This is a genomic window from Streptomyces incanus (assembly GCF_042656345.1).
Taxonomy (GTDB): domain Bacteria; phylum Actinomycetota; class Actinomycetes; order Streptomycetales; family Streptomycetaceae; genus Streptomyces; species Streptomyces incanus.
Genome location: NZ_JBHSPC010000079.1, coordinates 1 through 12,701, shown reverse-complemented (window position 1 = coordinate 12,701; position 12,701 = coordinate 1). Strand labels below are relative to the sequence as shown.

At 70.3% G+C, this 12,701-nt stretch carries 10 protein-coding genes and 1 pseudogene; 7 read left to right on the top strand and 4 right to left on the bottom strand.

The genetic code is table 11. The annotated features are described in order from the left end of the window. Positions 1–152: 152 nt before the first annotated feature. Complete coding sequence (locus tag ACFP2V_RS23990; RefSeq protein WP_381216188.1) at positions 153–401, top strand: hypothetical protein; 249 nt, start codon at positions 153–155, stop codon at positions 399–401. Here ACFP2V_RS23990 and ACFP2V_RS23985 read toward each other — a convergent pair. After that, positions 392–2,224 carry a coagulation factor 5/8 type domain-containing protein gene (locus ACFP2V_RS23985; protein ID WP_381216185.1) on the bottom strand — a complete coding sequence of 611 codons (1,833 nt, stop codon included), beginning with the start codon at positions 2,222–2,224 and terminating at the stop codon, positions 392–394. The two genes, ACFP2V_RS23990 and ACFP2V_RS23985, sit on opposite strands and share 10 nt — an antisense overlap. Positions 2,225–2,470: 246 nt before the next feature. Between ACFP2V_RS23985 and ACFP2V_RS23980 the strand changes: the two genes are divergently transcribed. From ACFP2V_RS23980 to ACFP2V_RS23960, 5 genes are all read left to right on the top strand, one after another. Further along, entirely contained in the window at positions 2,471–3,787 is a 1,317-nt protein-coding gene (locus ACFP2V_RS23980) for an ABC transporter substrate-binding protein (RefSeq protein WP_381216182.1), read from the top strand. A 14-nt stretch (positions 3,788–3,801) separates the two neighbouring features. Next, positions 3,802–4,794 (top strand): carbohydrate ABC transporter permease, encoded by a 993-nt coding sequence (locus ACFP2V_RS23975; protein ID WP_381216265.1) that lies wholly within the window; start codon positions 3,802–3,804, stop codon positions 4,792–4,794. A gap of 64 nt (positions 4,795–4,858) precedes the next feature. Next, on the top strand, positions 4,859–5,698 hold the full coding sequence (locus tag ACFP2V_RS23970) for a carbohydrate ABC transporter permease (protein ID WP_381216261.1): 840 nt from the start codon (positions 4,859–4,861) through the stop codon (positions 5,696–5,698). A gap of 29 nt (positions 5,699–5,727) precedes the next feature. Beyond that, complete coding sequence (locus ACFP2V_RS23965; RefSeq protein WP_381216179.1) at positions 5,728–7,086, top strand: GH1 family beta-glucosidase; 1,359 nt, start codon at positions 5,728–5,730, stop codon at positions 7,084–7,086. 196 nt (positions 7,087–7,282) lie between these two features. Continuing rightward, the gene (locus ACFP2V_RS23960) at positions 7,283–9,181 is read left to right on the top strand and encodes a discoidin domain-containing protein (protein ID WP_381216177.1); all 1,899 of its coding nucleotides are present in this window, start codon (positions 7,283–7,285) and stop codon (positions 9,179–9,181) included. 105 nt (positions 9,182–9,286) lie between these two features. On the opposite strand, the gene ACFP2V_RS23955 is transcribed toward ACFP2V_RS23960, so the two are convergent. Both ACFP2V_RS23955 and ACFP2V_RS23950 read right to left on the bottom strand, forming a co-directional pair. Further along, on the bottom strand, positions 9,287–9,562 hold the full coding sequence (locus ACFP2V_RS23955) for a hypothetical protein (RefSeq protein WP_381216174.1): 276 nt from the start codon (positions 9,560–9,562) through the stop codon (positions 9,287–9,289). A gap of 13 nt (positions 9,563–9,575) precedes the next feature. Next, entirely contained in the window at positions 9,576–10,274 is a 699-nt protein-coding gene (locus ACFP2V_RS23950) for a TNT domain-containing protein (protein ID WP_381216171.1), read from the bottom strand. Between the two features lie 469 nt (positions 10,275–10,743). Here ACFP2V_RS23950 and ACFP2V_RS23945 point away from each other — a divergent pair. Beyond that, positions 10,744–11,424 (top strand): annotated as a pseudogene (locus ACFP2V_RS23945) (alpha/beta hydrolase); the annotation flags it as partial. A gap of 43 nt (positions 11,425–11,467) precedes the next feature. Here ACFP2V_RS23945 and ACFP2V_RS23940 read toward each other — a convergent pair. Beyond that, positions 11,468–12,520 (bottom strand): tyrosine-type recombinase/integrase, encoded by a 1,053-nt coding sequence (locus ACFP2V_RS23940; RefSeq protein WP_381216168.1) that lies wholly within the window; start codon positions 12,518–12,520, stop codon positions 11,468–11,470. Positions 12,521–12,701 lie beyond the last annotated feature (181 nt).

The window sequence follows — 12,701 nt, the reverse complement described above, 5'->3', positions numbered from 1 at the left end:
GCACCGGACGGGTCGGCGCCTGCAAGATGTCGGACTGCCGGCACAACGCCGCACTCGAATGCCGCGCCCCCGGCATCACCGTGGGCTACCAACAGACCGAGGTCGACTGCCTGACCTACGCACCCGCCTGAGCCCGGGCTCGGCTTGGCCGGGTGCGCTGCGCCGCTGAGGTCCGCGACGAGCCGGCCACCTTCGAGATGTGCGGCGGGACCCTGGAGGACCGCTGGTACGACCGGCTCGACATCCCCGCGTCCGGGTGCGGCGTCGGCCGCCTGGACGTCTCCCACGGCCCCCACGAACACGTCGACGAGCAGGAACTGTTCCGGGCCGCCGCGGTCCACGCCCTCCACGCGGGCGAGATCCTCGTCGGAGCGTGCACCGCGCCCCGGGGTCAGGGGTAGGACACCACCTTCGACGGCACGGTGTTCGTGCCCGAGGTGGGCGCGCCGGTGTCGTTGATGACGCACTCGTACTGCCCGTTGCCGCTCAGCGACACGACCAACAGGTGGTGGAAACGGACGCCCGCCCGGTTCGGGGCGGCGAAGCCGTGGTGCTGCACGATCGACGGGTTGACGTTGTAGTAGCAGTAACTGCCCATGCCCCAGCCCTCGTGGGTGGTGACGCGGTCGCCGACCTTGTACGCCGCGTAGCCCTTGACCGAACCGTTCTGGACGGCGGCCTGGTTCGGCGCGTCGTAGGCCTTCTCGTTCTGGAAGAAGATCGTGCGGCCCCACTCGCCGTTCCACTGCACGTCGTACTTGTTGAAGTGCTCCACGAACAGGCCGGTCGCCAGCACGTCGTGGCCGTTGACGACGACGCCGTAGTCGCAGCGGTTGGTCTCCCAGCCGACGCCGTCGCCGTGGTCGGCGCGCCAGACCCAGGTGTGGTCGATGATGGTGTGCCGGGCGTTGACCACCATGCTGGTGGTCGCCTTGCCGGGGCCCGCGCCGCCGATCCGGATGAACACGTCCTGGACGGTGATGGGGTCGCGGGAATGGTCCCTCGACGCGCCGTTCGGCCCGACCTCCAGCAATACCGGCGAGTTGACCGGCCCGGCGTCGATCAGGAAACCGGCCAGCCGTACGCCGTCGACGTCGGCGACCTTCAGGGCGGAGACGCCGTTGCCGGGGATCAGGGTGGCGTAGCCGAGGCCGAGGACGACCGTGCCCGCCCGGTTCACCCGGATCGGCTGGTCGACGCGGTAGATCCCCGGCGTCAGCAGCAGGTGGAGACCCTGCTCGAGCGCCTGGTTGAGGGTCGCCGCCGAGTCGCCGGGCTTGGCGACGTAGAAACGGTCCAGGGGAAGGGAGGTGCCGCGGGGGGTGCCGTTGCCCCAGGTGACGCCGCGTGAGTTGGTCCGCAGTGCGGGCAGGAACACGCGGTAGTCGGCGCCGTCCAGGTACAGGAACGGCTTCTCACGGGACAGGGGCGTCCGGTCGAGTGTGGTGTACGGCGGCTCCGGGAAGCTCTGCGCGGGGGCGCCCTCGACACCCGAGAACACCATGTTCCACACGGCGTTGGTCCAGCCGCCGACCGAACTGTCCCGGGTGTACCACTGCTGCTGCGAGTACGGGCCGACCGTGCCGTCGATCCGGCTGTCCGCGATGTAGCCGCCGCTGGCCCAGCCGTAGCCGGCGGGCGCGAGGTTGAGGCCGCCGCGTATGTGCATCCGGCGGAAGGGTGCGGCCTGGGCGACCGCCCAGCGGTTGGTGCCGCTGACCGGGACGAGGGCCAGGTTCTCCGCCGAACGCCAGAAGTTCTGCGTGGCGTTGCCTTCGAACCAGCCGGCGTCGACCGTCACATCGCCGTGGATGGTCGTGTCGTCGGGGGACAGGCCGAGACCCGAGATCGAGGTGTAGAAGCCTATCTGGGCGTTGAGTTCGTGGTAGATGCCCGGCTTGAACAGGAGTTGGTAGCGGCCGGTGCCGAACTGTGCCGACTCCTGCCGGGCGAACACCTCGTCCAGCTTCGCCTGGATGCCCGGCGTGGACGGGTCGAAGACGATCACGTTCGGACCGAGGTCGCCACCGGCCCGCAGCCGACGCGGCTTCCTGGGGTTCACCGCGGCCGAGGGGGCGGCCGGCGCGGCCGGTGCGGCGGAGGCCGTGGTGCTCAGTGCCGCCAGCACGGGTGCGGCGGCCGCGGCTCCGAGAACGGCCCGGCGGCGGACGGCGGGGCGGGGGCCGTCGGCGGATGGCTGGGCGGAGGGGGAGTCGGAGGACATGGGGGCTCTCCTGGTTCAGGAAGTGAACGGTGTGGGGGAGGTGGGAGCGCTCTCTCGCCGCTGATGGTTCATCCGTGGAACAGATGCGTCAAGAGGCGCGGCGAGAGTTGGGCGACTCCGTCCAAACCCTTGACGTCCTCCCTTCGGAGGGTTTAACTCACGTCCTAAATTAAGTCATGAGTCACCGGCCTCACCCCCCTTCTCCCCTCCCTGCCCCCGCCCTCCCGGAAAGGCACATCAGGAGCCATGCGCAGCATCCGAGCCGCGGCCACAGGCGCCGTCACCCTGTCTCTCGCACTCGCCGCCACGGCCTGCGGAGGCGGATCGAGCACGGGCGGCGGGTCCAACGACTCGCCCAAGGAGCTCACTTACTGGGCCTCCAACCAGGGCGCCAGCGTCGAGATCGACAAGAAGGTGCTCCGGCCCGAGCTGGACAAGTTCGAGAAGCAGACCGGCATCAAGGTCAAGCTGGAGGTGGTGCCCTGGTCCGACCTGCTGAACCGGATCCTCACCGCGACCACCTCCGGCCAGGGCCCGGACGTGCTGAACATCGGCAACACCTGGTCCGCCTCGCTCCAGGCGACGGGCGCGCTGCTGCCGTGGGACGCGAAGAACTTCGACAGGATCGGCGGCAAGGACCGTTTCGTCGACTCCGCGCTCGGCTCCACCGGCGTCGAGGGCCAGGACCCGGCCGCGGTCCCGCTGTACTCGATGGCGTACGCCCTCTACTACAACAAGCAGATGCTCGCCGACGCCGGCATCGACGCGCCCCCCGCCACCTGGGACGAGCTGGTCGCCGCCGGCAAGAAGGTCTCCAAGGACGGCAAGTGGGGGATAGCCATGGAGGGTTCGAACCCCTCCGAGAACATCCACCACACCTTCGTCTTCGCCAAGCAGCACGGCGCCGACTTCTTCACCGCCGACGGCAAGCCCGACTTCACCAACGACGGTGCCGTCACCGCGGTCAAGCAGTACGTCGACCTCATGGCCAAGGACAGGATCATCGCTCCGGGCAACGCCGAGTACGCCCAGAACCAGTCCGTCAGCGACTTCGCCAAGGGCAAGACGGCGATGCTGCTCTGGCAGTCCGCCTCCGCCAACCTCAAGTCCCAGGGCATGGCGGACGATTCCTACGGCATCGCCCCCGTGCCCGTGCAGTCCGGCACCCCGGGAACAGGCGAGCAGGTCAATTCGATGGTCGCCGGCATCAACCTCGCCGTTTTCAAGAACAGCGACAACGTCGACGGCGCCACCGAGTTCGTGAAGTTCATGACCAGCGATGCCGAGCAGAAGATCCTCAACACGGCGTACAGCTCCATCCCACCGGTCAGGGCGGCCCAGGAGGACGCCGCCTTCAACTCCCCGGCCAACGCCGTCCTGAAGGACACCCTCGCCAAGAGCGCCGTGGCCCTCCCGCAGGTCCCCGACGAGTCCCAGTTCGAGACCGCCGTCGGTACGGCCGTCAAGGACCTGTTCGCGGATGCCGCCGGCGGCCGCGAGGTGACCACCGCATCGGTGAAGGCCGCACTCACCAAGGCCCAGCAGCAGATGCCCAAGAAGTGAGCCCGAACACCGCCATGACCGCCACTGCTCCCACAGCAGAGGCCGCCGCGCGGAAGGGCTCCCCCGGTGCGGAGCGCGGCCCCCGCCGCCGCACCGGGCGGATCCGCCGCATCGGACTGCCGTACCTGCTCCTCCTGCCCGCCCTCCTCCTCGAACTCCTCGTCCACCTGGTGCCGATGGTGATCGGCATCGTGATGAGCTTCAAGGAGCTCACGCAGTTCTACATCCGCGACTGGGGCACCGCCCCCTGGGCCGGCCTCGACAACTACAAGGTGTCGGTGGACTTCGACGCCCCGGTCGGTGCGGCCCTGCTCCACTCCTTCTTCGTCACCCTCGCCTTCACCGTGCTGTCGGTCGGCCTGTGCTGGCTCGTCGGCACCGCCGCCGCGATCTACATGCAGGACACCTTCCGAGGCCGCGGCCTGCTGCGCGCCCTGTTCCTGGTGCCGTACGCCCTGCCGGTCTACGCGGCCGTCATCACCTGGGTGTTCATGTTCCAGCACGACAACGGCCTGGTGAACCACGTCCTGCACGACCAGCTCGGCCTCACCGACAAGCCGTCCTTCTGGCTGATCGGCGACAACAGCTTCGTCGCGCTGCTGACCGTCTCCGTGTGGAAGGGCTGGCCGTTCGCCTTCCTCATCGTCATGGCCGGCCTGCAGAACATCCCCCGCGAGCTGTACGAGGCAGCCGCCCTCGACGGCGCCGGGATGATCCAGCAGGTCCGTCGCATCACCCTGCCGTCGCTGCGCCCGGTCAACCAGGTACTGGTGCTGGTCCTGTTCCTGTGGACGTTCAACGACTTCAACACGCCGTTCGTCCTGTTCGGCAGAACCGCCCCCGAAGCCGCGGACCTCATCTCGGTCCACATCTACCAGGCGTCCTTCGTCACCTGGAACTTCGGCACCGGCTCCGCGATGTCCGTCCTGCTCCTGCTGTTCCTGCTCGTCGTGACGGGCGTGTACCTCGTCCTCACCTCGCGCCGACGGAGGCCGTCACATGGCTAGTTCACCGACGGCGACCCGGGTGTCCCCGGCACCGCCCGCCTCCCCGGCATCCCCGGCGTCGCCCATGGCCCCGCCCCGCTCGTTCCTGTGGTCCCGGCGGATCTTCCTCACCCTGCTCACCGGCTTCGTGATGCTCCCGGTGTACGTCATGATCTCCAGCTCGCTGAAGCCGCTCGCGGACGTCACCGGCACGTTCCGCTGGCTGCCGAGCGAGGTGACCCTCCGCCCGTACGTCGACATCTGGTCCACGGTGCCGCTCGCCCGGTACTTCGTGAACTCGCTGATCGTGGCGGGCGCGGCGACCGTCTGCTCGGTGGTGATCGCGGTCTTCTCCGCCTACGCGGTGAGCCGCTACACCTTCCGCGGCAAGCGCGTCTTCACCGTGACCGTGCTGTCGACGCAGATGTTCCCCGGCATCCTCTTCCTCCTCCCGCTGTTCCTCATCTACGTCAACATCGGCAACGCCACGGGCATCGCCCTGTTCGGCTCGCGCGGCGGCCTGATCCTGACGTATCTGACGTTCTCCCTCCCGTTCTCCATCTGGATGCTGATCGGGTACTTCGACTCGGTGCCGCGGGACCTGGACGAGGCCGCGCTGGTCGACGGCTGCGGCCCGCTCGGCGCGCTCTTCCGGGTCGTCGTGCCGGCCGCGATCCCCGGCATCGTCGCGGTTGCCGTCTACGCCTTCATGACGGCCTGGGGCGAAGTCCTGTTCGCCTCCGTCATGACCAACGACACCACCCGCACCCTCGCCGTCGGCCTCCAGGGTTACTCCACCCTCAACGACGTGTACTGGAACCAGATCATGGCGGCCTCGCTCGTGGTGAGCATCCCCGTGGTCGCGGGCTTCCTGCTCCTGCAGCGCTACCTCGTCGCCGGCCTGACGGCAGGAGCCGTCAAGTGACCGACTCCCCCGCACCTGAAAGGACTTCCGTGGCCATCGACCATGCCGCCCTCCCCGAGGACTTCCTGTGGGGCACGGCCACCTCGGCGTACCAGATCGAGGGGGCCGTGGCGGAGGACGGCCGTTCGCCGTCGATCTGGGACACCTTCTCGCGCACGCCGGGCGCTATCGACAACGGCCACCACGGCGACATCGCCTGCGACCACTACCACCGCTGGCGCGAGGACATCGACCTGATGCGCCGCCTCGGCACCAACGCCTACCGCCTGTCCATTGCCTGGCCGCGTGTCGTCCCCAGCGGCGACGGCCCCGTGAACGCGAAGGGCCTGGACTTCTACGACGAGTTGATCGACGGCCTGCTCCAGGCCGGCATCACCCCGTCCGTCACGCTCTACCACTGGGACCTGCCCCAGATCCTCCAGGACCGCGGCGGTTGGCCGGAGCGCGACACCGCCGAGCACTTCGCCGCGTACGCCTCGGCGGTCGCCGAACGCCTCGGCGACCGGGTGCACCACTGGGTGACCCTCAACGAGCCCCTGTGCTCGGCGTGGATCGGCCACCTGGAAGGCAAGATGGCCCCGGGCTGGACGGACCTGACGGCGGCCGTCCGCGCCTCCTACCACCTGCTCCTCGGCCACGGCCTCGCCGCGCGAGCCATCCGTGCCGCCGCCCCCGACGCCCAGGTGGGCATCGTCAACAACCTCTCCACGATCCACGCCGCCACCGACAGCCCCGAGGACCGGGCCGCCGCCGCCCGCATGGACGGCCACACCAACCGCTGGTGGCTCGACCCCGTCCACGGCCGTGGCTTCCCGGACGACATGCGGGAGGTCTACGGCGTGGAACTTCCGGAGCGGCCCGGTGACATGGAGACCATCGCGGCCCCGCTCGACTGGCTCGGCCTCAACTACTACTTCCCCCAGGTGGTGGCGGCCGACCCCGACGGCCCGGCCCCGCACGCCGCCGCCGTCCGCCGCGGCGGCGTCCCGCGCACCGGCATGGACTGGGAGATCGACGCGAGCGGCCTCGAGACCCTGCTCCTGCGCCTGACGAACGAGTACGGCGCCCGCAAGCTCTACGTCACCGAGAACGGTTCCGCCTTCCCCGACCTGGTCCGCCCCGACGGCGTGATCGACGACCCGGAGCGCCAGGACTACCTGGAGCGGCACCTCGCCGCCTGCGCCTCCGCCGCCCGCAAGGGGGCCCCGCTGGCCGGCTACTTCGCCTGGTCCCTGCTGGACAACTTCGAGTGGGCCTACGGCTACGACAAACGCTTCGGCCTCGTCCACGTCGACTACGCCACCCAGACCCGCACCATCAAGGGCTCCGGCCACCGGTACGCGGACATCATCCGCGGCCACCAGGGCGAAGCCCGGCGGGCCGCCTAGGGGGCCTGCCGCCCGGCGGCATCCGTCGCAGACCCGGTGGGCGCGAGCACGGGACCTCGCGCCCACCGACAGCACACGTACGCAGAGGGACGTACACGCACGTACACGCACGTATACGCACGTACACGCACGTACACGCACGTACAGGTACGCAAGTCAGGGAGCCGGCGCCCCCACACTCCCCAAGGAGAGCCGTATGCTATCCCGCACTCCCCGTACTGCCCGCACCCTTTTGACCGCCCTCACCACGGCCGTCGTCCTGTCCGCGGGCCCGGCCTTCGCCGCCCCCCAAGCCCCCGCCCCGCAACCGGCCGCGCCGGCGGCAGCCGCCTGGGACGACGACCGCGCGGCCACCGCGTACGCGTCCGACCCGTCCGCCGTCACCGCCTCCGGCAGCGAGAATCCGGACGTCGGCCCCGGCCGGGCCACCGACGGCAACGGCTCGACCCGCTGGTCCAGCGACTTCACGGACAACGCCTGGATCCGGGTCGACCTGGGCGCCACCCTCCGCATCGGCCGGGTCACCCTGGACTGGGAGGCGGCCTACGGCAAGCGCTACGTGCTGGAGGTCTCGAGGAACGGCACGGACTGGACCCCGTTCTACACCGAGACCGCGGGCACCGGAGGCTCCGTCACGGCCCACACGTACCCCCAGGAGGTGACCGGCCGCTACGTCCGGATGCGCGGCGTGGAACGCGCCACCCCGTGGGGCTACTCCCTCTACTCCTTCAAGGTCCACGGCGGCGAACCGACCCCGGCCTCGACCACCCGCGCGAACCTGGCACTCAATCACCCCGCCTACACGAACCTCTACCAACACGCGGGCAACTCGCCGGCGTTCGTGACGGACGGCGGCTGGCCCACCGACCTCAAGGCCGACCGGACCCGCTGGTCCAGCGACTGGAACGCCGACCGCTGGGTCTCGGTCGACCTCGGCGCCCGCTCGACCATCGACACGATCGACCTCTACTGGGAAGCCGCGTACGCGGTCGACTACGAACTCCAGATCTCCGACGACAACCGCACCTGGCGCACGGTCCACTGCCCCTCCGCGTCCGAGGCCGCGGCCCGCCGCGCCGACGTGAAACCACCGGCCGAGGCAACCGGCAGGCACGACACGGTGAGACTCGCGCAGCCCGCCACCGGCCGCTACGTCCGCATGCTCGGCAAGGAGCGCCGCTCCTTCTACAACCCCGCCCCGGCCACAGCCCAGTTCGGCTACTCCCTCTACGAGTTCCAGGTCTGGGGCACCGGCGGCAGCGCGACCGCGGCGTACCCCGCCCTCCCCGCCGACCAGTCCGGCACGTACCGCACCACCTTCTTCGACGACTTCACCACCCCCTCCCTCGACCGCTCCACATGGCGGGTGGTCCGCACCGGCACGGAGATGGGCCCGGTCAACGGCGAGTCGCAGGCATACGTCGACTCCACGGACAACATCCGCACGGAGAACGGCAACCTGGTCCTGGAGGCCAAGCACTGCAAGGGCTGCACCCGCGCAGGCGGCGGCACCTACGACTTCACGTCCGGCCGCATCGACACCAACACCAGGTTCGACTTCACCTACGGCAGGGTCAGCGCACGCATGAAGCTCCCGGTCGGCGACGGCTTCTGGCCCGCGTTCTGGCTCCTGGGCAGCAACGTCGACGACCCGACGGTCTCCTGGCCCGCCTCCGGCGAGACCGACATCATGGAGAACATCGGCTACGGCGACTGGACCAGCACAGGACTGCACGGCCCCGGCTACTCCGCCGAGGGCAACATCGGCGAACGCCAGACCTACCCGGGCGGCGGCCGGGCCGACCAGTGGCACACCTACGCGGTCGAGTGGACCCCGACCGGCATGCGCTTCCACGTCGACGACCGCCTCGTCCAGGAGACCACCCGCAACAAACTCGAGTCGACCCGCGGCCAGTGGGTCTTCGACCACACCCAGTACGTCATCCTCAACCTGGCACTGGGCGGGGCCTACCCGGCCGGCTGGAACAAGGTCACCACCCCCTACTGGGGCCTTCCCCGGTCGAGCGTGGACCGCATCGCCGCCGGGGGAGTCCGGGCGGAGGTGGACTGGGTGAGGGTGGAGCAGAAGGGGTAACCGCGGCAGCCCTCCTCGTCACCCCGGCCCGGCCACGCCTCGGCCGGGGTGGCTCCCGGCCGAACACGTTCGTCACCTGCGTCGTCAAGGCCCTGTGGGGGCGCCCTACGGGACGCTCCCACCCGAGGGCGGGTTTCCGGTTCCGGTCAGTAGTCGCAGGAGGTGTGCGCAGGCCGACTCCTCCCGCGCGTGCTGGGAGACGATCTCCCAGGTGCCCCGTTCGTAGGCGCCGGTCTCCCACATGCCCGGGGCCGTACGGGAACGGCGCAGGTAGAGGAAGTCGGTGGGCAGGGGAGAGGGCTCGTGCACGCCCTCGATGTAGTAGTGGCCGTCCCGCACGCCCAGGGCGCGCAGGACGGTGTGCAGAATACTGCGGTTCACCGGCGGGCCCGGATCAGCCCGCCGCGTGAGCGAGGTAGCCGTGGTCCAGGAGCCATGCGACGTTCAGGCGCTCGCCGTCGCCCGGGTTGAGCAGAGCGGGGTCGAGCTTGATCTGCTGTCCGCCGCCGGGCTGTTCGAACCAGGGGGCGATGCCGCCCTGCCAGACGGCGAAGGGCTGTGTGACGGTGTAGCGGTGGTAGTCGCACGGGTAGGCCGGTTCACGGGTGTTGAGGTTCTGCGGCGGCAGCGCCCGTTTGGCGTAGGGGTCGCCGACGGGGGCGAGGTAGGAGCCGTACTCGGAGCCGAAGCGGTCCAGGTCCTCACCCGGCTCCAGGAGCTCCACGTGCTTGTCGGCCTCCCCGTTGACCTCCGCGAATCCGTCGTTGGGCGGGTACTTCCATCCCGCCGGTCCCTCAGGGTCCTCGTCCTTCCAGTACTTGGCCAGGAACGCGCTCGGGGAGAGGCCGCCGGTGCGCTGGTAGTTCCTCAGCAGTGGTCCCACCGGGGCCTCCCAGGGGCGGGGGAGGGTCTCCGGGCCCAGCCGGGCGTCGCCCTGGTACGCGCCGGTGCAGGGGGCCGGACGCGGGGCCGCTGGTTCCGCCCGGTGATGCTCCTCGGTCGCGGTGGTCGCGGCGGTCGCGGGCGCCGGGGACAGCGCGGCGGTCAAGGCCAGGGTCAGGGCGGACAGGGCGGCGCGTGAGCGGTTCTTCACGTAGCGTACTCCGGTGCTCGTCGGGGCGCCCCGGCTCGTACGAGGCCACCTACTGGGGCGCAGTGGCAAGGTGAACAGCGACGGTGGCGAATGCCAGGACCGATGGTGTCGAGGCGTTGTCGCCCGGTTTCCGCAGTCAGGAGGTGGCCGTCCCGGCTGGTTCGACGTGAAGATCAACGATCGCGTGACGGCAAGGACACGCGCTCTCGTGACCGGCGACGCGGAAAAGGGGCCGACCGGCCGTCGTGGGGCGCTCGTTTCCGTCGCTCAACTGCTTCCGGCCGGCAAGTGGATGGAGTGAAGAGCAGGAGAGACACCGACCGCCCCCACGGGCGGTCGTGCACTGTCGGGCCGTCCGCGGGGGTGTCACCATGAGGCGGGGCCACGGTCGACGATCCTGCCCGGCAGGCACCGCCCCAGCCCGGTCGCACCGTTCATGCAGCGAGGAACCGAACCGCAGGGAGCCGCCGTGATCGCGAACGTGACCGCCGTCCTGCCCCGTCGAGCCCGCGTCCCGCTCATCCTCGCGGTACTGCTGCTCGTCGTTCTCGCGCCGACCGCACCGGCGCTGGCCACCGGCGCACCCACCGTCGCCGTGGACGGGGCTGCCGACACCGCACGGTCCACGAAGTCGCGAGGCGGGGCCGAGGTCGTCGCGGTCACCCGGGTCGCCGAGCGGCAGGTCGACCTGTCGGTGAGATCAAAGGCCCTGGGCGGCCGGACCGTCAAGGTGCGGCTCCTCACCCCCGACGGCTGGGACCCCGGTGACCGGCGTCAGCACTGGCCGACCCTCTGGCTGTTGCACGGCTGCTGCGGCGACTACACCTCGTGGACGAGCCTCACCGATGTCGCCGGGATCGGCAGCCTGCGCGACGACGTGCTCGTGGTGATACCGGAGGCCGGCTGGAACGGCTGGTACAGCGACTGGTGGAACCACGGCCAGGGCGGCGACCCGGGGTGGGAGACCTTCCACACCGTCGAGCTGCGGCAGCTCCTGGAACGGGACTGGGCCGCCGGCCGCAACCGTGTCGTCGCCGGGCTGTCGATGGGTGGCCAGGGCGCCCTGCAGTACGCCGCCCGGCACCCCGGCGTGTTCAAGGCGACCGCCGCGTACTCCGGCTCCGCCCACCCGCTGCTGAACGACGAGTCGGGGTGCCGGTAAGAACGCTGTCACCAGCCGCAAACGGCGGGTGTCACGCGCGGCGACGTGCGGCGGGGTCGCGTTCCGCGACGTGTCGGGCGACCGCGTCGACGCCGGGACGGGCGTACCGCTCCAGGGAGCGGACGGAGGCGTGGCGAGAGCGGGCCAGCAGCATCGGGGTGGACGTACCGTCCTCGGCGTCATGCGTCAGGGCGCTGTGGCGGAGCCGGTGGAGGGTCCAGCCATCCAGGTCCTCGATGTCTTCGGGTGAGGCAAGGGGGTTGGCCAGCAGCCGGGTGTTCTCCTCGAAGATCTCTTCGGCCCGGCGGTAGGAGAGCCGGGCCCGGCCGGTCTCTGGACACACGTCGAGCGTCGGTGTTCCGGCCGGGGCCTTGCGGTCGGTGAGGAACAGCGGGCCGCGGGTGCGGCGGGCGATGAGGCGGGGCAGCAGCTGGGCGGTGCCGGACTGCCAGTGAATCCACTCGGTCGCCCCGCCCTTGGCGGTGATCCTGCCGCGCTTGTCCTGCGGGTAGAGGTCTTCCACGTTGAGGCACAACACCTCGTCGGCCCGCACGGCGGACTCGTAGAGCATCTTCCACTGCGTCTTCTCCCGCAGCGCGACGTCCAGGCGCCACAGGGCGGCGATCTGGTTCTTGGCCAGGGCCTTGGTGCGGTCGGGCGGTGCCGGTCGCCGCTCGATGCCGATCGTGGGATCGGATTCGATCCAGCCCTGACGCTGCCACCAGCCGATCGCCTTGCGCGCGATGGACAGTTCCCGGTTGGCGGTGTCGGCGTCCATCGCCTCCGCCCGCGCCGCCGCCAGCTCGGCCAGCACTTCCGGCAGCGCCGGGCCGTCGATCGCGGTGACGGGGAAGACGGGCGGCTTCGCGCCCCGGCGGGCGGGTCCGGTCGGTGCCGGTTCGCCGGCGAGCATCCACCCCCACGTCGTCAGCGAGATCCGGTAGATCCGCGCGGAGGACTTCGCGATGCCCGCACCGGTGAGGTACCGCTCGACCGCAGCAGCATACGACGAGGGCGGGGCGGAAAGCGGCATCACCCGGGCGCGCGGCAGGCGGAGCGCGTCCCCAGTCCCGAGTTCGGTCACTGGTTCGATCGTCACCCCTGTCCCGCCCTTCCAGTACTACCGCAGTAAATGCGTACACCTCGCCTGCGACGGCCGGAGAACCCGCTGCAGGTCGCGATGATCACGGTAGAGGCTCCGCCGCAGTAAATCCGATATTTACTGCGGCAGTGTGGCCTGACCGATGATTTTTCCGCGCCGTGCT